Consider the following 22,170-nt stretch of genomic DNA (forward strand, 5'->3'; position numbering starts at 1 on the left):
GCTGCTGTCGGACAACGGCTTTAACCTTGGCACCCACGACAGTTTCCACAAGATGAGCCAATGGGACAGCGCCGCCCATGTCCCCCTTGGTGTCTGGAATGCGCGGATGGAACAGGGCCGCGTCATCGACCTGCCCGTGTCACTGCACAATGTACCCAAGACGATCATGGATCTGGCCGGGCTGCCTTACCGGCCCAACTGGACCTCGGCGCAAAGCTTGTTGCCCCTGATTGATGACAGTTTCGGCCAGTTCGACACCAAGAAGTCACCAGTCACAAGCGTCTTTGGCACTTTGTCTGTGCGATCCTCTGAACCCGACCTGAGCCGCTACCGCTATTTCCGTTATCCCAACGGCGAAGAACATATCTACGACCTGATCGCCGATCCCGGCGAGACGACAAATATCGTGGCCGACGCGCCCTTGGATGCCCTGCGCGCCTGCATGGTTGATAATGCGCTTGAGCTTGGCCTGGACCTGCGCGGGTTCGAGAACCCGCAGCGCGGGGTCAATGCGATGATGGCGCTGGACGGGTCTGTGGTGCTGGCAGGCGGCAATGCCGATAATGATTACTGGGCCTATGGTGCCAATGCCGAAAAGATCACCGAAGACGAAGATGGCGGCAATGACACGCTGTGGTATATGGCGGGGCCGGATGATTACGTTCTGCACATGCCCGCCTATATTGAGAACATCCACATCGCCACGGTCGTATCGCGCAAAGAACAAAACGCCAGCGAGGGCAAGGAAATCGCCATCGTTGCCCACCCCGACACGCCGATGAATTTCGAGACGTCTGAACGGGTTGCCGTCAGCGTGCAGGGCAGTCGCGGGGCCGATGTGATGATCGGTGCGAAATATGCCGGCGCGACGTTCCATGGCGGGGCGGGCAACGACATGCTGATCGCGAAATCGGGGCGCGGCAAGGACGTGCATCTCTTTTATGGCGGGGCAGGCAATGACACGCTTTATGGCGGCAATGGTCGCGATATCCTTGATGGCGGTGCTGGCGATGATGTCATTCGCGGCGGCGAGGGGCGCAGCAAGATTTACGGCGGTCCGGGCAATGATGACATCAGCGACGGGCCGGGCGGATCGGAAATCCACACCGGACCGGGGCGCAACATCGTGCGGTCAGCCGGGGGCGACGATCACATCCATATCGGCAGCGGTCACAACACCATTGAACCGGGTGAAGGTGCCGCTGTATTTCACGTGGCTTACGGCGGCGTGACCATGATCAGCGGCTGGAGCGACGCGTACCAGCTGGACCTGTCCGCATGGCCTGCACAGCCCGAGATCCGGATCACCGGCAATGACCGTGCCGACATCCGTCTGGGGGTTTCCTTTATCCGCATTGACGGGCCGGTGTCCGATAAGAAATTGCAATCCCAGATCAGTCAGGGCTAAACAGCCCTTCAAAGCGTGAATGGAGAGAACTATGGCGTTGCGCCTTGACCCTGAAAAACCCTTGGCCGGGGAAATTCGCGTGGTTGAAAATGCCGTTATTGTCCCTTGGGGCGAGGGCAAGCGCCAAGGCATGGCACGCCCTGCCGGTGTCTTTACCGCCGACGGTGAATATTGCGCAGATGCCCAGACCTATCGGTCGGGGGGCAAACCCACGACGGTTGAACCGATCTGCCCGACCGAGGACCAGATCGACCGCACCGTCGCAGGTACGATGCTTTATGCGGGCATGTCTTACGGTCATTTCGGTCATGCGCTGTGCGAATCCCTTGCGCGGCTATGGGCGGTCGATGTGTTTGACGACCCGATTGATGCGCTGGCGTTTATCCCCAAACAGCAAATGACATGGCCCGAACGCAGCCTGAGCATGGTCAAGAATATCACGGACAGTTTCGGTGATTTGCCACGCCACACCGCCTTTAACAAACCCACCCGCATTGAACGTCTGGTGATCGCGCCGCAGGGGTTCGGTACCAGCGGGCTGATGGTCGGTTGCCCCGAAATGCGCGATTTCACCGATCGCCGTTTGCGCCAAACCGTCAAACCCGCAGGACCGGACAAGATCTATATCACGCGGTCGGGCCTGTTTCGCAAACGCGGGCGGTTCTTGATGGAAGACTACATCGAGGCCAAGATGGAAGCCGAGGGCTATACGATTTTCCATCCGCAAGCTCATGATCTTGAGACGCAATTGGCGTGGTACAAAGGCGCGTCGGTCATCGTATCGACCGACAATTCCGCGCTTCATCTGGCAGCTTTTGTCATCCCGCCCGAATGCCGCATCGGAATTCTACTGCGCCGTCCCGGCACAATTTTCGAAGACTTCCAGCTTCAGCTTAAGTGGTTCGCGGGCGTGACACCCGAAATCGTGGACGCCTGCACGCGGTTCTGGTTTCGCAGCGGCGAAAAGGTGCAGTATAACGAACTTTACGCGCTGATCGATTTTGCCAAGACGTCCCAAGCGCTAAAAGATGCGGGGTTGATTGAGAATGCCGATTGGGTGAACCCAAGCGAAAAAGATATCGACGAAGCGGTCAAGGTTCTCGAGGCCGAGTCAGAGATGGCATTTGAAGAAATCTTTCTGTGACCGGCGCGTGCTGATTGCCTAAGCGTCCCGCTTCACTTATCGTTCGATCATAGAACACTTTGTGTATGTGTGACCTTGGGAGGGGGACCTATGCCATTAGCACCGCTGGACGAGGCGATCACGATTGCCGACCTGACGCGCGATCCCTATCCGATCTATCAACGCCTGCGCGCGCAATCCCCCGTCTTGCGGGTCAAATCCGTGAACCGGACCTTGCTGACCAAAGCCGCCGACACCCGCGCGGTCAAGGACAACCCTGCGCTGTTCAGCTCGAATGATCCTAACACGCCGATGGAAAAAGCCTTTGAGGCCCATACCCTGATGCGCAAGGACGGTGCCGAGCATATGCGCGAACGGATGGCGATGATGCCGACGTTTTCGGCCCGCAACATCAAGACGATATGGGCACCATCCTATGAAAAACACGCCTCGGATTACCTTGACCGTTTGCCACGCGATCAGGTGATTGATCTGTTCCCGATGCTGGCAGGTCCCTTGGCCGCGCGCATTCTGGCTGAAATCCTTGGCCTGCCGGACGCATCCGACGCGGATATGCAGCACTGGTCGCAGGCGCTGATCGACGGTGCCGGAAATTTCGGCTGGGCAGATGAACCGTTCGCGCGGGTGGCAAAGGCCAACGTTGCCATGAACACGGAAATCGCGCGCAGGGTCGCGATCTTGCAAACCGCGCCGGACCAGTCCGCGCTGTCTGTGATGATCAACGCCGACGATCCCATCGAGATGAGCCAGATCATCGCGAACATCAAAATCGCCATTGGCGGGGGGATCAACGAACCCCGCGATGCTTTGCTGACGATCCTCTACGGGCTGCTGACCAACCCCGATCAGCTGGATGCGCTGAAATCATCGGGTGATTGGGGATCAGCCTTCGAGGAAGGCGTGCGGTGGGTCGCGCCCATTCAGGTCAGCTCACGCAGGGCGGTCGAGGATACGGAAATTCGAGGGCTTACCATTCCCAAGGGGGATGTGGTCATGACGGTCCAGGCCTCGGCCAACCATGATGAAGAGGTGTTTGAGGACGGGCATATGTTCAACATTTTCCGTAAATCCGCACCGCACCAATCGTTTGGTAGTGGGCCGCATCACTGCATGGGCACGCATATTTCGCGGCACACAGTGGGCAAGATCATGTTGCCGATGCTGTTTGACCGGTTCCCCAATATGGAGCTGGTGGACCCGGCCAGCGTTGTCTGGTCCGGCTTTGGCTTTCGCGGCCCGCTGAACCTGCCCGTGCGTCTGAACTGACGCAGCGGACAGGTTGGTCTTTAGACGGTGACAGGGCGCAGGCGCAAAATCTCGCGCGCCTGCTGCCATGTGGCAACGGGGCGTTCGTATTTTTCGCATAAGTCAGCGGCGCGTTTGATCAGGGCTGCGTTGGACGGGGCCAGCGTGTCACGGTCAAGGCGCACGTTGTCCTCTAGGCCCGCACGGGTATGGCCGCCCGCTGCAATCGCCCATTCGTTGACAACGATCTGGTTCGGGCCAATGCCCGCTGCACACCATGCCGCATCGGGCGCACGCGCCTTAAGCTGTTCAACATAAAAATCGAACACGACCTTATCGGCCGGCATCGCGTTTTTCACGCCCATGACAAATTGCACATAAAGCCGCCCGAACAGTTTGCCGTCCTTGTGGTGCTGGATGGCTTGCAGAATGTGGCTCAGGTCAAAGGCTTCTACCTCGGGCACGACCTCGTATTTGCGCATCTCTGAGGACAGCCATTCCACCAGATCCGGCGGGTTCTCGTAGACGCGGGTCGGAAAGTTGTTCGACCCGACCGACAGCGACGCCATGTCAGGCCGCAACGGTAACATCCCCCCGCGCGCCTGTCCCGCACCCGACCGGCCGCCGGTTGAAAACTGGATGATCATTCCGGGGCAATGTTTCTCGACGCCCTCTTTCAGCGCCGCGAATTTTTCGGGGTCTGACGATGGGGTCTCATCGTCGTTGCGCACATGGGCGTGGCAGATGCTGGCACCTGCTTCGAACGCCTCGTGGGTGCTTTCCACCTGTTCGGCGACTGAAATCGGCACGTTTGGATTCGCGGCTTTGGTAGGGACGCTGCCAGTGATGGCAACGCATAGAATACAAGGATCAGACATCTAGAAATACCGTCTCTTTCTCACCCTGAAGGTGAATATCAAAGCGGTACACGCCCGCAGTCTCTTGTACCGCGATCAGGGTCTGCACGCGGTTTTGGTGTTCGATCCGCATCAAAAGCGGATCGGCACTGTTGTCAGCATCGGGGAAATACATCCGAGTGTTAAGCCCTAGATTTATGCCGCGCGCAACGATCCATAAATTGACATGCGGTGCCATCATGCGACCGTCGGGAAACGGTGCAGCACCGGGGCGGATCGTGTCAAACACCCATTCGCCGGTGTCATAATCGCCCGCCTTGCGGCCCCATCCGGTGAAATTCGGGTCTGCGGCACCGCGCGGGTCATTGTTGGGATAGATCCCGTCGGCGTCGGCCTGCCAAATCTCGACCATCGCATCCTTGAGCGGTGTGCCGGTGCCATCAAAAACGGTGCCCTTGATGGTAATCCGGTCGCCCTTGGTATCGGCATTGACCATCGTGTCACCCAGATCATGGGGGTAGACGCCTTTGATGTCGCAGAAATTCGGCACGCAACCGATATGCACATATGGCCCGGCAGTCTGCGAGGGGCTTTCGTGTAGGTGGTTCAGCTCTTGCATCAGTTGCCCTCCAGTCGGTTTTCAAACAGGGTCGATCTGCGGCCACGCAAGACCATATCGAACTTATAAGCGCGCGCATCCATGGGCACGGTGTTTTCCATATCCAGCGGTGCGATCAACTGTTCGATCGCGGCGCGCGACGGGATGGTTTTCACGATGGGACATTTCCAGATCAGCGGGTCGCCCTCGAAATACATCTGGGTGATCAGCCGCTGTGCAAAGCCATTACCAAACAGTGAGAAATGGATATGCGCCGGACGCCAGTCATTCACACCATTGGGCCAAGGATAGGGGCCGGGCTTAATGGTGCGAAAGCTATAGCCGCCATTTTCATCTGTCACAGTGCGCCCGCAGCCGCCAAAATTGGGGTCAAGCGGGGCCAGATACCCTTCTTTTTTGTGACGATAACGCCCGCCGGCATTGGCCTGCCAGAATTCCAGCAGCACACCGGGAATGCCGCGCCCGTTCTGGTCCAGCACGCGACCATGTACGATGATGCGCTGACCGATGGCCATCTCGCCCGCGGCGGCATAGTTCAGGATCAGATCATTGTCCAAGTCGCCCAGCATAGAGTGGCCGAACACCGGCCCGGTCTGTTCGCTGAGCGTTGTGTTCATCGAGATCAGCGCCTTTTGCGGTGACCGCACGACGCTGGTTTTATAGGTTGGCGTCAGCGCAGGCGGATGCCAGTCGCGATCGCGGTGAAAGAATGCACCATTCTGGTCGGTCATAGGTCCTCCCCCATTTCTTTATAGGTTTGTTTCGCCAGCTTAAGCGCATGGTTCGCCTTTGGCACCCCCGCATAAATGGCAACGTGCTGAAACGCCTCCATCACATCGGTTTTGCTGGCCCCCGTGTTGGCGGTGGCGCGGATGTGCATGGGGATTTCTTCGAAGTTTCCGGTGGCAGCCAGCAGGGCCAGCGTCAGCATCGACCGTTCGCGCAGGGTGATCTTGTCGCTGGACCACACCGTGCCCCAAGCCCCTTCGGTGATAAGTGTCTGAAAGGGCGCGTCAAAATCGGTTTTCGCGGCTTCGGCGCGGTCGACATGGGCATCGCCAAGCACGTGGCGGCGGGTCGTCATGCCCGCCTCGTATTTCTCTGACATTGCATTCTCCGTCTGGGTTTATGCCGCTTTTCGCATAACACATAGCGCAAGTATATTGAGATTTATGGCAAAACAGATAACCAATGGGTTATGAAAATTGACCCCCGTCTGCGCCTGCGCCACATCTCGACCTTTCTGGAAATCGCCCAAGCCGGGTCTATCGTCGCGGCAGCGGGGCAATTGGGCGTGACCCAGCCCGCCGTTTCCAAAACCCTGCGCGAACTCGAGGATATTTTGGGCCAACAGTTCTTTGACAGGACAGGCCGAGGCCTGCGGCTGAACAACGCGGGGCAGCAGTTTCAAAAACTGGCAGGGGCCGCCATGACCACCTTGCTGCGGGCGCAAACCCAGGCGCAATCGACCGGCCAGGCCCGGACGTGCCTGACCATCGGTGCGCTGCCCACGGCGGCAACGCGGCTGGTGCCGGCGGCGACCATCCGCTTTCACGCCGCGCATCCCCATTGCCTGATCCGTGTCACAACCGGTCCGAACTGGTTGCTTTTGTCACAACTGCGCGAGGGCAGGCTTGACCTTGTCGTGGGCCGTATGGCCGAACCCGACCGGATGGAGGGGCTCAGCTTTCGTCAGCTTTATTCCGAAGACGTGGTTGCCGTTGTCCACGCAGATCACCCACTCAACGGCAGCTTTGATCCCGAGGCATCAGGGCAATTCCCGCTAATCCTGCCGCCGCCGGGGGCTGTCATCGCGCCGCTGGTACGTGCCTACCTGCGCAGCATCGGGATGGAAGATATAGCACCTGCATTTGAAACAGTCTCCCTCGCATTTGCCCGCCAAATTCTCGCTCAGACGGATGCGATCTGGTTCATCTCGCGTGGCGTCGTGGCCGAAGAACTCGGCAACGGATCATTGCGCGGCTTGTCACTGAACGCGCCGATGATGGCCGGACCTGTGGGCATCAGTCAACGCGCAGGCCTGCCCGAAAGCCCTGAAATAGCAGCAATGATCACCGCCCTTCACAGCGCCATCCCGCAGTGACCCCCAACCGCTAGAATTCCAAATGGAAATAAATCCCGGGGGAGGGGCCGCCCCGGGGACCCGGGGGCAGCGCCCCCATCAACGCTCGTTACTTGACAAGAACGCCTGTTGTGGTCCTTTTGCATCGACTAGGAAAAGGATGACCCCAATGATGAAAACCCGCGCCGCTGTCGCCGTTGCCGCAGGCAAACCTCTCGAAATTATGGAGGTCAACCTTGAAGGCCCCCGCAAGGGCGAAGTCCTGATCGAAATCAAAGCCACCGGCCTGTGCCACACCGATGAATTCACCCGTTCGGGGGACGATCCCGAAGGTATCTTTCCCGCGATCCTCGGCCACGAAGGCGCAGGCGTCGTGCTGGAAATCGGCGAAGGCGTGACCACGCTCGAAGTTGGCGATCACGTGATCCCGCTTTACACCCCTGAATGCCGCGAATGCGAATATTGTCTGTCGGGCAAGACCAACCTGTGTCAGGCGATCCGCGTCACCCAAGGGCAGGGCCTGCTGCCCGATGGGACAACGCGGTTTTCGATGCTGGATGGAACGCCGATCCACCACTACATGGGCTGCTCTACCTTCGCCAATCACACCGTTATACCCGAAATCGCGCTGGCCAAGGTTCGTAAGGACGCGCCCTTTGACAAGATCTGCTATATCGGCTGCGGCGTCACCACCGGCATCGGTGCTGTGATCAACACGGCCAAGGTCGAAATCGGGGCGCGCTGCGTGGTGTTCGGTCTGGGCGGTATCGGTCTGAACGTGATCCAAGGTCTTCGCCTTGCCGGGGCAGACCAGATCGTCGGCGTCGATCTGAACGACGACAAGGAAGAAACCGGCCGCTATTTCGGCATGACCGATTTTGTGAACCCCACCAACAACGAGGGCGATCTGGTCGCCCATCTGGTTGAGCTGACCAAAGGTGGTGCCGACTACACATTCGATGCGACAGGCAACACCAAAGTCATGCGCCAGGCGTTGGAAGCGGCGCACAAGGGCTGGGGTGAAAGCATCATCATCGGTGTGGCCCCTGCGGGTGCCGAAATCTCGACCCGTCCGTTCCAGCTTGTCACCGGTCGCGTCTGGAAAGGCACGGCGTTCGGCGGTGCCAAGGGGCGGACTGACGTGCCAAAGATTGTTGATTGGTACATGTCCGGCAAGATCGAGATCGACCCGATGATCACCCACAAGCTGACCTTGGACGAGATCAACCACGGATTCGACCTCATGCACGAGGGTAAATCGATCCGCGCGGTCGTCGAATTCTGATCCAACGCCACCCGTTGGAAACCTCAAACGCCGTCCCGTAAAGGGGCGGCGTATGTCTTTGGGAAGCACCCTTAATTCATGTTGGAGCGCGTCAAGCGATTGCTGGCGTTATTGGCCATTTCTGATTGCCGATTTGATCACCGGCGCTAGCGTGTCCTGATTTACGCCACGCTGCTTCGAACCGTTAGAGTTCAGCCAAGCAGACAGACCTTTAGACCCCTTGCTGGCATTGCAACTGCAACAACAAAGAGCAATGTTTTCGCGTGTTATGATTGTAGCGTCGTTGATGATATGTTCCCAACTTGCGCATGATTTTCGGGATTCCTTATCAGGGCTAAACTGGGTGCCGCAATACACACAGACCGTGTCTCTTGCTCGAACCTCTTTCTCCAGCCACTCAGGTATTTTCCATCTGTTCGACATTCTAAATCCTAACCGGGGAAAGAGTTTTACTAGGGCTTATTCCTTGCTGTAATTCGGCATCGACATCTGTTTGATCCACATAGTGACCGGTTCTGGGTGCACAGTGCAACTTGGATTGGAATAGATGCTCAACGCGACCTAACGCGAGGGCATTGCATCTAAGGCGACACCGAAGTTTACCCCGGATGAAATTATGGTATCCTGAACACAAGACATTCAGAGGGTTCCGATGAAACTGACCGTAAACGGCACTTCTCACGAGGTGGATATCGAAGACGACATGCCGCTTTTGTGGGTCCTTCGGGATGAATTGGGCATCACCGGCCCGAAATATGGCTGCGGTATTGCGCAATGCGGGGCGTGTACCGTGCATGTGGACGGCATCGCTGTGCGGTCATGCCAGCTGGCTGCAGGCGACGTTGACGGCGACATTACAACCATCGAAGGGCTGGGCACGCCGTCGGCACTGCATGCGGTGCAAGAGGCATGGATCGACTTGCAGGTCGCACAATGCGGCTATTGTCAGGCTGGCCAGATCATGCAGGCCGCGTCGTTTCTGGACCTGAACCCGACACCGACCGATGACCAGATTGATGCCGCAATGAGCGGCAACCTGTGCCGCTGCGGATCCTATCCGCGCATTCGCGCTGCGGTTAAAACCGCCGCAACCAAGCTGAAGGGGGTCTGACATGGGATGCGTGAAAACCATCGCCCGACGCAGCTTTTTGATCGGATCGGCGGCCATCGCAGGCGGCGTGGCCTTTGGCACATATTTGTACAAACGCGAGGGGACCAACCCCCTGTTGGCTGATCTTGGGCCGGGCCAGACAGCGATCACCCCCTATGTTATTATCGACGCCAATGGCGTCACCCTGATCACGCCGCGCGCCGATGTGGGGCAGGGCGCTTGGTCGATGCAGGCCTATCTGATCGCTGAGGAACTGGACATCGACCCCGCCACCGCGACCTTGTCGCCGGGGCCTGCCAGTGCGATTTACTACAACGGTGTCGTCGGTGCCGAAGCCATGCCGATTGCTGCCACCTCGGACACGTTATTGGCGCGCACCGGGCGTGGTGCCGCAGATGTTATGGGCAAGCTGATGGGCCTGCACATCACCGGCGGGTCAACCACGGTGCCCGACATGTATGACCGCCTGCGCATGGCGGGGGCCGTCGCCCGCGAAACACTGATCAAGGCCGCGATGGCCCAGACCGGCCTGCCGCGCGATCAACTGAGCACGGAAAACGGCTGTATCGTTCTGCCCGACGGCCTAAAGCTTGAGTATATCGACCTTGCCGCCGCCGCCGCCGAGATCGAGCCGGTTCAGGATGTCACCCTGCGTGACCCGTCCGAATGGCGGTATCTTGGCAAACCCATCAAGCGCACTGATATGGTTGCGAAATCCACCGGTACCCAAACCTATGGCATCGATATGCAGATGGAGGGCATGGTGATCGCGACGACCCGCACCAATCCTGCCATCGGCGGCGGCATGGTCGGGTTTGACGCCGAAACCGCCCGCACCATGCGCGGCGTGCAGGCGGTGATGCCTATCACAGGTGGCATCGCTGTCGTGGCCGACAACACGTGGCGGGCGTTTCAGGCAGCACAGGCGGTTGAATGTGACTGGGGGCCGTCGCCCTACATCGGGGATAGCGCTGACCAATTTGCCGCCGTCGCCGCGTCCTTTACCGATGAAATGCAAGACAGCCGTTTCAAGGACGAAGGCGACGTAGCAGCAGCCCTTGAGGGGGCGCAAGTCATCAATGCCGAATACCGTATTCCCTATCTGGCCCATGCCCCGCTTGAACCCATGAGCGTGGTGGTCAAGCTGACCCAAACCCGTCTTGATATCTGGACCGGCACGCAAATCCCGCGTTTCGTTCAGGCCAATGCGGCCAAGCTTACGGGGATGGACGCAGATGATATTCACGTTCATGTGCTGATGTCGGGCGGCAGCTTTGGCCGGCGGCTCGAGGATGATTACATCGCCCAAGCGGTCGAGATCGCGATGCAACTGCCCGACACGCCGATCAAGATGGTCTGGCAGCGCGAAGAGGACTTTACCCATGATTTCCCCCGCCCCCTTGCCATAGCCCGCGCCATGGGCAGCACGCGCGACGGGCAGGTGGATACGTTTGATCTGGCCATTGCGGCCCCGTCGGTCGCTGAATCCTCGCTTGCACGGTTGGGCCAGCCGGCGATTGGCCCTGACGTCGCAATTGTGGCAGGGGCGTGGGATCAGCCGTTTCACATTCCAAACTATCGGGTCACCGGATACCGCACGCCCGCCATGCTGCCGATCAGTTCATGGCGGTCGGTGGGTGCGTCGGGCAACGGGTTCCTGCACGAAAGCTTTGTGGATGAACTGTGCCATGCTGCGGGGGCCGATCCGCTGGCGGAACGACTGCGGCTGTGCTGGCATGACCCGTCGCGCAAGGTGCTTGAGGCGGTTGGCGAAATGTCGGATTGGGGCAGCGATCTGGGCCCCAACCGCGGGCGCGGACTGGCGTTTACGCTGGCATTCGGCGTGCCCGTGGCCGAGGTGGTCGAGGTCACCAGCACCGACGCAGGCATCCGTATCGACAAGGTTTTCGTCGCCGCCGATGTGGGGCGCGTGCTGGACCCGCTGAACTTTGAGGCACAGCTGCAGGGGGCCGTGATCTTTGGTCTGGGCCATGCGATGAATTGCGAACTGACCTATCAGGACGGCATCGCCCAACAGGATAATTTCCACGCCTACGAGGGGATGCGCTTGTACCAGACGCCTGACATCATCGTGCGGGGCCTTGAAAACGGTGACAAGATCAAAGGTATCGGTGAACCGGGCGTGCCCCCTGCGGCACCTGCATTGGCGAATGCGATCTTTGCCGCGACCGGCAAGCGTATTCGTGAATTGCCGCTGTCAAAATCGGTTGATTTCGTGTGAGGGCCCTCGTGATCGGCCTGCTGCTGGCCACCCCCGCCGCCGCACAAGACCAAGCCAGCCGTGCTGACGGGCTTGCCGCTTGGGATGAAATCTATGCCGTCGCATCGCATCCGCGCTGCACAAATTGCCACGTGGGCGATGACGGCGTGCCGATGTGGAGCGGGCTAAGCTATGGCGCGGACGCACCCCACGGCATGTATGTGCACGCAGACACCAGCCGCGTCGGGGCTGAAACCATGCCATGCCGGACCTGCCATATTTCGGCGCAGTCAAACAATGCGACCCCGCACGCACCGCCGATGATCGACGATGCGTGGCGTCTGCCACCTGAGGAGTTGGCATGGCTGGGTAAAAGCAGCACCGAGGTCTGTGCGCAGCTGCGCAACCCCGACACCAATGACGGCTTTGCGATGGATGGCTTGGCCACGCATCTGGAAACCTCGCCTTTTGTGGCGTGGGGGTTTGCGCCGGGGGCTGGTCGCAGCACCCCGCCGGGAACATTGGATGACATGGTCGCGGCGCTTAACCTGTGGGCGGCGGCGGGCACACCTTGTGCGGATGATTCCTGATACTGCTGCACGAATCCTTGACCTGAGGGCAGTTGAACCGTTCGATAGCGCATGGAAATTTTACACAGTACCCGCCCCGCCTCTGTCACCGGTCTTGACGCCATTCCAATGCCATCGGTCGATGCCCCCGCCGCGCAAAAGCTGGTCGCGCGTTGCCCTGTTGCCGCGCAAACCCCGCTGACGGACGCCGAAGCCATCGCTGTAGAAGCAGGCGTCGCGCAGGTCTGGGTCAAGGATGAACGCGGGCGCATGGGGCTGGGCAGTTTCAAGGCCTTGGGCGCTGCCTATGTCATCGCCTGCGACAAGGAACGCGGCGATCATCGCGGGCGCACCTATGTGACGGCCAGTGCGGGCAATCACGGCATGTCGGTGGCCGCAGGTGCGCAGGCGTTTGGCGCGAAATCGGTCGTCTATATTGCCGAAACCGTCCCGCAAAGCTTTGCCGCGCGGCTGGCCGAACAAGGCGCGCAGGTGGTGCGTGAAGGGGCCACCTATGAGGAGAGCCTGATCGCCGCCGAAACCGCCGCCGAAGCAAATGGCTGGGCTTTGCTGTCGGACGGGTCATGGCCGGGCTACACCGACCGCCCGCACCGCCTGATGGAGGGTTATTTGGTCCTGATGGCCGAGGCGATTGCCCAGATGCCCACCCCGCCCACGCATATCTTTTTGCAGGCCGGTGTCGGAGGATTGGCTGCCGCCTGCGCCGCGCTGGCACGGCAGGCGTGGGGCGATGGGCCGTGCATTGTCGTGGTAGAACCGGATGTGGCAGCGGCGTTGCACGGGTCGATCAAGGCCGGTGCGCCGACCCTTAGCACCGGACCGGTCAGTGACATGGGGCGGCTGGATTGCAAAATGCCGTCGCTGATCGCGCTGAAAGGGCTGGCGCATGACGCCGATGCCTTTGCCTTGATCACCGAAGAAGAAGGGCAGGCGGGTGCCGGCACAGCGATGGTCGCTGGCTTGGCCTCCACCCCCTCTGGCGCGGCGGGGATCGCGGGGCTGCTGGCATTGTCGGATGCGCAAAAGGCCGAACTCGACATCAGCGCACAGTCGATCATCCTGACCGTCCTAAGCGAAGGGCCAGCCACCTGATGCGCGGCTTTGCGCGGTCAGAATACGAGGCGCGGTTGAAACAGGCGCAGGATCTGATGGCCGCACATGGCCTGTCTGCGCTGCTGCTGACGACCGAGGCGGAAATACGGTATTTCACCGGGTTCTTGACCCGCTTTTGGGAAAGCCCCTCGCGCCCTTGGTATCTGGTGTTGCCCGCCGCTGGCCTGCCGATCGCGGTGATCCCGTCGATCGGCGCGGCGCTGATGGGGCAAACATGGGTCAGCGATATTCGCACATGGCGTGCCCCCGTGCCGATGGACGACGGTGTCAGTCTGCTGACCGATACGCTGAACGAAGTCGCGGGCGCTGGCCGCATCGGCCTGCCCTCGGGGCCCGAAACATATTTGCGCACGCCGCAAGACGATTGGCAGCGGATCACGGCGGGGCTGAAGGGCACGGTGGTTAGCGATGGCGGCATCACCGCGCGGTTGCGGGCGGTGAAATCCGACGCCGAGATCGCCAAGATCGAGACCGCCTGCACCATCGCAGGCCGCGCCTTTGCCCGCGTGCCGCAGATCGCCCAGCAAGGGCGCGCGCTGTCGGCAGTGTTTCGCGACTTTCAGGGCTTGCTGCTGGCCGAGGGCGCGGATTGGGTTCCCTATCTTGCGGGGGGCGCGGGGCCGGACGGGTATGGCGATGTGATATCGCCTGCCAGTGACCAGCCGCTGAAGGGCGGCGATGTTTTGATGCTGGACACGGGCGCGGTATTCGACGGGTATTTTTGCGATTATGACCGGAATTTTGCGGTTGGCCCTGCATCGCAGGTGGCCCGCGATGCCCATGCCCGCCTGATCGACGCGGTCGATGCTGCCGCCGATATTGCCCGCCCCGGTACCACCGCCGCACAGGTGTTTCACGCGATGGATAAAATCGTGACCGGCGGCGCGGGCGGGTCTGATGCGGGGCGTCTGGGGCACGGCTTGGGCATGCAGCTGACCGAAGGGCTGTCGCTGATTGCCAGCGATCACACCGTGCTAGCCCCCGGTATGGTCATCACGCTTGAACCGGGCATAGACACAGGAAACGGTCGGATGATGGTGCACGAGGAAGACATCGCAATCACCGAAACCGGCTGCCGTTTCCTAAGCCCCCGCGCAGACCGCGCATTGGTGCCGCTGACATGACCTATCCCTATACCACCGTCCCCGATCTGGATGCGGCTCTTGGCCTGATCGTCTTGCAAGAGGATGAAACCCTTGAGGGGGACATGCGCGCGATGCTGCCGCTTGAAACCGCGCTTTATGTCAGCCGGGTGCCCAGTGGCGACGAGGTGACGCCGGAAACGCTGGCCGCGATGGCGGCGCATCTGACCGCATCGGCGGCACTGTTGCCCAAGGCCACGCGGTTTGCCAGTGTCGGCTATGGCTGTACGTCAGGGTCTGCCGAAATCGGGTCGGACAGGGTGGCGGGGTTCATCCACGATGGCGTGGCCACCCCCCATGTCACCAACCCGCTCGCCGCGCTGGTTGCGGCCTGCGGGGCATTGGGCATTTCGCGATTGGCCCTGCTGTCGCCCTATGTGGCCGAGGTGTCTGCGAAATTGCGGACGGCACTGGCGGGACAGGGGATCACCACGCCTGCCTTCGGCAGCTTTGACGAGAGCGAAGAAAACAAGGTCGTCCGCATCGACGCGCAATCCATCATTGATGCGGCAGTCGATCTGGCGGGGCTGGGCGGCACCGAGGCGATTTTTCTGAGCTGTACCAACCTCAGGACCCTTGGTGTCATCGACCGGATCGAGGCGCTGACAGGGTTGCCGTGCCTGTCCAGCAATCAGGTTCTGGCGTGGGATATGGCGCGGAATGTTGCAGTCGGGGCAAGAATACCGGGGCGGTTGGGGCGGCTTTAGGGGACCAAGGCCAAAGGGTATTGCGTGCGCCGCTATTGCAGAGTGCATGCTTGTTACCGCAGACCGAATGCATGTGCCGCAGGCACTATTCCGTGGGTCCGCCAGATGAAAAGATACTGCCTTTTGAACAATATGGCAGCCCGAAAGAACCCTATAACACGGAACTTGGACCCGGACGGGCAATCCTTCAGGCCCGCAAGAGTACACCCCGCGCTAAAGTTTGCCGCTGGCGAAACCGGACCGGACCAGATCATGACATTTGAACGGGTTTCACGCCTTGATTGCTCTTGACGAAACATCTGCACTGTCATAGGTGAGAACCCGTTACGCGGGCGTTGTGTAATGGTTAAGACCTCAGTTTTCCAAACTGAAGATGAGGGTTCGATTCCCTCCGCCCGCTCCAACACCTCTCCATAAAACAGCAAGCTGATATCGTTTGACGCAGTAGTGACATGGCCCAAGGTCTTGACCCCATGCTGCGGGCGGGTCATGACACATGAGTTTTAAAAGGAAGTCACATGGCCCGCACGCCCACGCCCACCCCGTCAAAAGAAGAACGCGAAAAGTCGCGCGAGCTGGGGGCGCTGCGCGCATTGGTGCCATTTATCGCACCCTATCGTCTGTTGATGTTTGCAGCGATTCTGGCGCTGATGGTGACGGCGATGATATCGCTGATGTTGCCCCTTGCCGTGCGGCGGGTGATCGACAATTTCAACAGTGGCGAAGAACTGCTGGACCAATATTTTATCGCAGCTTTGGCCATTGCTGGATTTCTCGCCGTTGGGACGGGGCTGCGCTATGCTTTGGTGACGCGCTTTGGTGAACGGGTCGTGGCCGACATCCGCAAGGCGGTGTTTGACCGCGTGATCAGCATGAGCCCTGCGTTCTATGAAAAAGTAATGACCGGAGAGGTCCTGAGCCGGATTACCACAGATACCACACTGATCCTTTCGGTGATCGGATCGTCGGTATCGATTGCGCTGCGCAATATGCTGATTTTCAGCGGCGGCTTGGTGTTGATGTTGTTCACCTCGGCCAAGCTGACGGCGATGGTGCTGTTAATCGTCCCTGCGGTGGTGATCCCGATCCTTGTACTTGGGCGCAAGTTGCGGGTGATCAGCCGCGAAAATCAGGATTGGATCGCGGCAAGCTCGGGCAATGCCTCGGAAAGTTTAGGGGCCGTCCAAACGGTGCAGGCCTTTACCAACGAAGCGGCCAGCCGTGGGCAATTCGCGCAGATGACGGAAGAATCCTATGACGCGGCGCGCAGGCGGATCCAGACCCGCGCCTTGATGACGGTCATTGTGATCTTCTTGGTTTTTGCAGGCGTCGTGGGCGTGCTGTGGATGGGTGCGCGCGATGTGCGTGCAGGTGACATGTCACCCGGCGCGCTGGTGCAGTTCGTCATCTATGCCGTGATGGTGGCGGGCGGTGTTGCTGCGCTTTCGGAAATTTGGGGCGAATTGCAGCGCGCAGCCGGTGCCACCGAACGTCTGGTAGAGCTGCTGCAAACCGAAGACACGGTGAAAGATCCGCTGCAAGCCGCCGTGCTGGCAAGCCCCGTGGCCGGGCGGATCGCCTTTGAGAATGTGAAGTTTTGTTACCCTGCGCGCCCCGCTGAACAAGCGTTGGATGGCATTAACCTGACCATCAATCCTGGCGAAACTGTTGCCTTTGTCGGGCCATCGGGGGCGGGCAAGACAACGATCATCCAGATGATCCTGCGGTTTTACGACCCCCAGTCTGGGCGCATCACATTGGACGGGATAGACTTGCGCGACATGGCGCGCGACCAGTTCCGCCGGTCGGTGGCGCTGGTGCCGCAAGATCCGGTAATTTTCGCAACCTCGGCCCGCGAGAACATCCGCTTTGGCCGGCCAGATGCGACCGACGCCCAAATCGAAGCCGCCGCCGAAGCCGCCGCAGCGCATGGTTTCATCAGCGCGTTGCCCGACGGGTATGACAGCTATCTGGGGGAACGCGGTGTGATGCTGTCTGGGGGGCAAAAGCAGCGTATTGCCATTGCCCGCGCGATCTTGCGCGATGCGCCGGTTTTGCTGCTGGACGAAGCGACCAGCGCGCTGGACGCCGAAAGTGAGCGCGCGGTACAGGCTGCGGTCGACAAGCTGAGCGCGGACCGCACTACCTTGATCGTGGCACACCGTCTGGCAACCGTGAAAAAGGCCGATCGCATTGTGGTTCTTGAAGCAGGACAGATCATCGACACCGGCACCCATGACGAATTGGTCGGCAAGGGCGGGCTTTATGCCCGGTTGGCCCGCTTGCAGTTTACCGACGGTATGGCGGCCGAATAAAACATTTGTTAATTTCCCTTTTACGGCTAGTTAACGTTAACTGCGCGCAATTTTATCCAAAAGGAGAATATCATGGGTTTGTGGAGTTTCGTGAAAGACGCCGGCAAAAAAGTATTTGGCGGCGGTGACGAAAAAGAAGTAACAGGTGCTGCCCTGCTGGATGAATTGAAGGATCTTGGCCTTGATGCCGAAGGTCTTGATATTCAGGTCGTTGGCGACAAAGTGACGGTTTCCGGCACAGCAGTGAGCCAAGAGATGAAAGAAAAAGTCATCCTTGCCGTGGGCAATGTCGAAGGTGTTGCAGCAGTAGAAGAAGACATGGCAGGCGGTGACGGCGACGGCACGTTCCACACCGTTGAAAAGGGCGACACGCTTTGGGCCATCGCGGCCAAGACCCTTGGCAATGGCGCGCGCTACGAAGAAATCTTTGAAGCCAACAAGCCCATGTTGACCCATCCCGACAAAATCTATCCCGGTCAGATGTTGCGTATTCCGGCCAAGTAAGCGACCCGACCGCCAAAGTTTTCGGGGGTAAAGTCGATTGAAATAAAAGCGGCAGAGCCTATCTGCCGTTTTTTTGCGTTCAGGCCCGTGCAATTGGTGCCTGACGCAACGTTCCGCGCCCTTCAAACGCTTGCGAAACCCGCGATTAGCCATCATCGTTGCAGCCAGGGAGAAAACAGGATGCGGGCAAACCGCACCTGAGGGGAGGAACACTATGACATTTGCCGGGATAGAAGACCGTAATGCAATCGAAGCGGAAATGCCGTGGGAAGACCGCGACGTTGCCAAAACGCTTTGGGGCCTGCTGAGCAATACGGCGGATAAATTTCCAAGCCATGAGGCGATCAGCTATCAGCTTTTCTCGGGGTTGAAGGATCACGCCGAGACGCTGAATTGGGCGCAACTGCGCGGGCAGGTCGGACGTGCAGCGAACCTGTTCCGGTCGCTTGGTGTGGGGCCGACAGATGTTGTGGCGTATGTGCTGCCCAACTGTAATGAGACGGTCATCACGCTGCTGGGCGGTGCGGTTGCCGGTATCGCGAACCCCATCAACCCGTTGCTTGACGCGGAACAGATCGGGTCGATCCTGCGCGAAACCAATGCCAAGGTCGTCGTGACCTTGCGGCCTTTCCCCAAGACGGACGTGGCAGAAAAGACCGCCGCTGCGGTCAAACTGGCCCCCAATGTAAAGCATGTGCTTGAAGTAGACCTGTGCCGCTATCTGACCGCGCCCAAGTCGTGGATTGTCCCTTTGATCCGGCCCAAGCTGACGGTCACCAATCAGGCGGCCTATCAGAATTTTAACATGGCGATATCCAAACAGCCCACCGAACTGACCTTTGACGATCCCCAAGAGGATCGCGTGGCGTTCTATTTCCACACGGGCGGCACCACGGGCATGCCCAAGGTCGCGCAGCACAAATATTCCGGCATGGTGTACAACGGTTGGCTGGGTCACACGCTGCTTTATACCGAAGACGACAACATCATGTGCCCGTTGCCTTTGTTCCACGTTTTCGCCTGTCATGTGATCTTGATGGCTGCGGTGTCGTCGGGCGCGCATGTGGTATTTCCAACACCACAAGGGTACCGGGGCGAGGGCGTGTTCGATAACTTCTGGAAGTTGGTGGAACGCTGGAAAATCACCTTTATCATCACCGTCCCCACGGCGATCTCTGCCAAGATGCAGCGCCCGATTGATGCGGATATCTCGACGGTGAAAACCGCGTTTTCCGGGTCTGCACCATTGCCGCTGGAACTGTTCCGCCGCTTTGAAAAGGCAACCGGCATCACCCTGATCGAAGGTTACGGTCTGACCGAAGCGACCTGTCTTGTGTCGTCGAACCCGACCGACGGCGTACGCAAGGTGGGCAGCATTGGCATCACCTTCCCCTATACGGATGTGAAAATTATCAAAGGCACAGATGGCGGCCCCGTTGAGGCAGGCATCGACGAGATTGGTGAAATCTGCATCTCGAACCCCGGTGTCTATGCGGGCAATACCTATACCGAGGTGGATAAGAACAAAGACCTGTATTATTTCGACAAGTACCTGCGCACGGGCGATCTGGGCAGGGTGGATTCGGATAAATATCTGTGGATCACAGGCCGCGCCAAAGACCTGATCATTCGCGGTGGTCACAACATCGACCCCGCCGAGATCGAAGAATCACTGCTGGGCCACGATGCCGTCGCCTTTGCCGGTGCGATTGGTCAGCCTGACGCCCACGCTGGCGAAGTGCCATGCGTCTTTGTCGAACTGGTGGGTGGTGCTTCGGTGACCGAGCAAGAGCTGCTCGATTTCTGCAAGGAAAGGGTGCATGAACGCGCCGCACAGCCCAAGCATTTGATGATCATGCCTGAATTGCCAAAGACGGCTGTTGGCAAGATTTTCAAGCCTGACCTGCGCAAAATGGCGATCATCCGCATCTATAACGAGACGCTTGAAGCCGCTGGATCGACCGCACGGGTCACGTCTGTCGTTGATGACAAAAAACGCGGTTTGGTGGCGCAGGTCACCCTGAATGGCGCATCCAAAGAAGACGTCGGCAGCGCGTTGGATGTGTTCACATTTGGCTGGGACGTTGCATGACCGACCCCGACTATAGCGTTCTGCTGGATGAAGAAATCTGGGCCTACATGAAGCGGTCCGATGAATTCTATCCACCGGACGCGGTCGGGCTGACAATCGAAGACCAGCGCGCCGTCTATAACAAGATGTGCGCTGCTTTTCACCAAACCCACCCCGACGGGGTACAAACATGGGACGCACCATATGGTGGCGTCCCATGTCGCCGTTACGAGGTCGGCGCAACAGATGTGACGGTGGTCTATTATCACGGTGGCGGGTTCGTTGTCGGCGGCTTGGATAGTCACGATGATGTCTGCGCCGAAATCTGCGCACGCACCGGATATCGCGTGATTTCCGTTGACTACGGGCTGGCCCCCGAGGTCGTGTTTCCCGGCTGTTTCAATGACGCCTACGGCGCGTTCGAAGCAATTGCCGAGGGCCACGCGGGGGCCATCGTGTTGGCAGGGGACAGCGCGGGCGGCAACCTTGCCGCGGCGGTTGCGCACCATACGCGTGGCCGCGTCACAGGGCGCATTACGGGGCAGGTTTTGATATATCCGGGCCTTGGTGGTGATCGGGAACAGGGCAGCTATGTCCGCCATGCCAATGCGCCCCAGCTTACGGTCGCGGATATGGAATTCTACCAAAAGGTCCGTTCCGGAGGGGAGCCGCCCGAGGCCGATGCCCGTTACGCGCCCCTGCATGATACCGATTTTTCAGGCCTGCCGCCCAGCGTGATGATCACTGCTGAATGTGACCCGCTGTCCAGCGACGGCGAAGCCTACCGCGATGCCATTCTTGCCGCTGGTGGGCAGGCGTTCTGGGTCGAAGAGGCGGGTTTAGTACATGGCTGCCTGCGCGCGCGGGTCATGTCGCGCAGGGCGGCTGCTTTCTTTGATCGGGTGGTCGATGCGGTTGGCAAGCTAGGTGCAGGGGAATGGCCTGCGACTTGAACCGCGACTGGAAGCCCTAGCTTAGGAACGATTTGGCTTTCATCGTATCTGCCACGGGTGCCCCAAGCCGGCCCAGAATGGTCGGGGCAAGTTGCAACTGGTCAATGACCGTATCCTCTGAGGGACCTTTGGCATCGCCAAAGTAATATAGCGCGGTTTCCTGCTGCAACGCGCCGCGCCCGCCGTGATGGCCGCGATCATCTTGGCCATGATCTGCGGTCACGATGACCTCATAGCCCATCGCACGCCAGCGCGGGATAAAGGGGGCCAGCATCTCGTCCATCACAGCGCAGGCGTGGTCCATTTCCTGACAATCATGGAAAAAGCGGTGGCCCATACTGTCCAGCGTGCAGGTGTGCAACATGCCGTAGTCCAGATCAAACCGGTGAGCCAGATTGGTCAGGGTGCCGAACAGATCGACGTCAGACGGGGTCATCTGGTTGATCAGGCCATAGCCGGTCATGGTGTGGAACCGACCGTGGTTGATCGTGTCACTGTCCGGTTCATCATATTCGATGTCGCGGACATAGTCGAAGGGATGGCGGTTGAAGAACTCGGACCAGAAGGAATGGGCCACGGCACCGGTGACTCCGCCAGCCGCGCGGGTTTGGGCAAAGACGTCCTTGTGTTTCAGGCGGAAAACATTGCCGTTGCCGGTGCACCCGTGTTCGGCCGGGGCCACGCCTGTGTGGATAGACGCATAGCACGACGCCGAGATCGACGGCAGCACGGCGCGCTGTGTCCACACACGGGCATCGCCGCTGTCGACCCAACCTTCGAGGTTCCCAAACAAGCGCCGGAA

At 59.5% G+C, this 22,170-nt stretch carries 19 protein-coding genes, 1 tRNA gene and 1 pseudogene; 16 read left to right on the plus strand and 5 right to left on the minus strand.

All coding sequences use genetic code 11. The annotated features are described in order from the left end of the window. From ABYT07_RS08715 to ABYT07_RS08725, 3 genes and pseudogenes are all read left to right on the plus strand, one after another. Positions 1-1,408 (plus strand): annotated as a pseudogene (locus ABYT07_RS08715) (sulfatase); the annotation flags it as partial. Positions 1,409-1,439: 31 nt separating this feature from the next. After that, positions 1,440-2,552 (plus strand): DUF563 domain-containing protein, encoded by a 1,113-nt coding sequence (locus ABYT07_RS08720; protein ID WP_372990903.1) that lies wholly within the window; start codon positions 1,440-1,442, stop codon positions 2,550-2,552. A gap of 90 nt (positions 2,553-2,642) precedes the next feature. Then, positions 2,643-3,818 carry a cytochrome P450 gene (locus ABYT07_RS08725; RefSeq protein ID WP_372990905.1) on the plus strand — a complete coding sequence of 392 codons (1,176 nt, stop codon included), beginning with the start codon at positions 2,643-2,645 and terminating at the stop codon, positions 3,816-3,818. Positions 3,819-3,838: 20 nt separating this feature from the next. Here ABYT07_RS08725 and ABYT07_RS08730 read toward each other — a convergent pair whose 3' ends face one another. From ABYT07_RS08730 to pcaC, 4 genes are read right to left on the minus strand one after another with little or no spacing between them, the layout of a single operon-like run. After that, complete coding sequence (locus ABYT07_RS08730; protein ID WP_372990907.1) at positions 3,839-4,675, minus strand: 3-keto-5-aminohexanoate cleavage protein; 837 nt, start codon at positions 4,673-4,675, stop codon at positions 3,839-3,841. Continuing rightward, a complete protein-coding gene (gene pcaG, locus ABYT07_RS08735; protein ID WP_372990909.1) occupies positions 4,668-5,273 on the minus strand; it encodes a protocatechuate 3,4-dioxygenase subunit alpha in 606 nt (201 codons plus the stop codon). The genes ABYT07_RS08730 and pcaG overlap by 8 nt, the downstream gene beginning before the upstream one ends. Further along, on the minus strand, positions 5,273-6,004 hold the full coding sequence (gene pcaH / locus ABYT07_RS08740) for a protocatechuate 3,4-dioxygenase subunit beta (RefSeq protein ID WP_372990911.1): 732 nt from the start codon (positions 6,002-6,004) through the stop codon (positions 5,273-5,275). The genes pcaG and pcaH overlap by 1 nt, the downstream gene beginning before the upstream one ends. After that, complete coding sequence (gene pcaC, locus ABYT07_RS08745; protein ID WP_372990913.1) at positions 6,001-6,381, minus strand: 4-carboxymuconolactone decarboxylase; 381 nt, start codon at positions 6,379-6,381, stop codon at positions 6,001-6,003. Before pcaC ends, pcaH begins: the two co-directional genes overlap by 4 nt. A 90-nt stretch (positions 6,382-6,471) precedes the next feature. On the opposite strand from pcaC, the gene ABYT07_RS08750 reads away from it, so the two are divergent. The 13 genes from ABYT07_RS08750 (at position 6,472) to ABYT07_RS08810 (ending at position 21,368) form a co-directional block, all read left to right on the plus strand. After that, positions 6,472-7,377: a LysR substrate-binding domain-containing protein gene (locus ABYT07_RS08750; protein ID WP_372990915.1), complete on the plus strand. Its 906-nt coding sequence runs from the start codon at positions 6,472-6,474 to the stop codon at positions 7,375-7,377. 151 nt (positions 7,378-7,528) lie between these two features. Next, positions 7,529-8,641, plus strand: a complete 1,113-nt coding sequence (locus tag ABYT07_RS08755; protein WP_372990939.1) for an S-(hydroxymethyl)glutathione dehydrogenase/class III alcohol dehydrogenase — start codon at positions 7,529-7,531, stop codon at positions 8,639-8,641. Between the two features lie 652 nt (positions 8,642-9,293). After that, positions 9,294-9,752 (plus strand): (2Fe-2S)-binding protein, encoded by a 459-nt coding sequence (locus tag ABYT07_RS08760; protein ID WP_372990917.1) that lies wholly within the window; start codon positions 9,294-9,296, stop codon positions 9,750-9,752. Position 9,753: 1 nt separating this feature from the next. After that, complete coding sequence (locus ABYT07_RS08765; protein ID WP_372990919.1) at positions 9,754-11,994, plus strand: xanthine dehydrogenase family protein molybdopterin-binding subunit; 2,241 nt, start codon at positions 9,754-9,756, stop codon at positions 11,992-11,994. An 8-nt stretch (positions 11,995-12,002) separates the two neighbouring features. Further along, positions 12,003-12,563, plus strand: a complete 561-nt coding sequence (locus tag ABYT07_RS08770; RefSeq protein WP_372990921.1) for a hypothetical protein — start codon at positions 12,003-12,005, stop codon at positions 12,561-12,563. 51 nt (positions 12,564-12,614) lie between these two features. Continuing rightward, entirely contained in the window at positions 12,615-13,655 is a 1,041-nt protein-coding gene (locus tag ABYT07_RS08775; RefSeq protein WP_372990923.1) for a pyridoxal-phosphate dependent enzyme, read from the plus strand. Next, positions 13,655-14,800, plus strand: a complete 1,146-nt coding sequence (locus ABYT07_RS08780; protein WP_372990925.1) for a M24 family metallopeptidase — start codon at positions 13,655-13,657, stop codon at positions 14,798-14,800. Before ABYT07_RS08775 ends, ABYT07_RS08780 begins: the two co-directional genes overlap by 1 nt. Then, positions 14,797-15,525, plus strand: a complete 729-nt coding sequence (locus tag ABYT07_RS08785) for an Asp/Glu racemase (RefSeq protein ID WP_372990927.1) — start codon at positions 14,797-14,799, stop codon at positions 15,523-15,525. Before ABYT07_RS08780 ends, ABYT07_RS08785 begins: the two co-directional genes overlap by 4 nt. A 328-nt stretch (positions 15,526-15,853) precedes the next feature. Beyond that, a tRNA-Gly gene (locus tag ABYT07_RS08790) sits at positions 15,854-15,928 on the plus strand. Positions 15,929-16,043: 115 nt separating this feature from the next. Further along, entirely contained in the window at positions 16,044-17,840 is a 1,797-nt protein-coding gene (locus tag ABYT07_RS08795; RefSeq protein WP_372990929.1) for an ABC transporter transmembrane domain-containing protein, read from the plus strand. Between the two features lie 72 nt (positions 17,841-17,912). Next, complete coding sequence (gene lysM / locus ABYT07_RS08800) at positions 17,913-18,344, plus strand: peptidoglycan-binding protein LysM (protein WP_372990931.1); 432 nt, start codon at positions 17,913-17,915, stop codon at positions 18,342-18,344. Between the two features lie 214 nt (positions 18,345-18,558). Then, the gene (locus tag ABYT07_RS08805) at positions 18,559-20,436 is read left to right on the plus strand and encodes an acyl-CoA synthetase (protein WP_372990933.1); all 1,878 of its coding nucleotides are present in this window, start codon (positions 18,559-18,561) and stop codon (positions 20,434-20,436) included. Next, entirely contained in the window at positions 20,433-21,368 is a 936-nt protein-coding gene (locus ABYT07_RS08810; protein ID WP_372990935.1) for an alpha/beta hydrolase, read from the plus strand. The genes ABYT07_RS08805 and ABYT07_RS08810 overlap by 4 nt, the downstream gene beginning before the upstream one ends. A 16-nt stretch (positions 21,369-21,384) precedes the next feature. Here ABYT07_RS08810 and ABYT07_RS08815 read toward each other — a convergent pair. Then, positions 21,385-22,170: alkaline phosphatase family protein (locus tag ABYT07_RS08815; protein WP_372990937.1), on the minus strand; the 786-nt coding region annotated here is incomplete at its 5' end.

It is taken from the genome of Sulfitobacter sp. (assembly GCF_041552635.1).
In the GTDB taxonomy this organism is placed as follows: domain Bacteria; phylum Pseudomonadota; class Alphaproteobacteria; order Rhodobacterales; family Rhodobacteraceae; genus Sulfitobacter.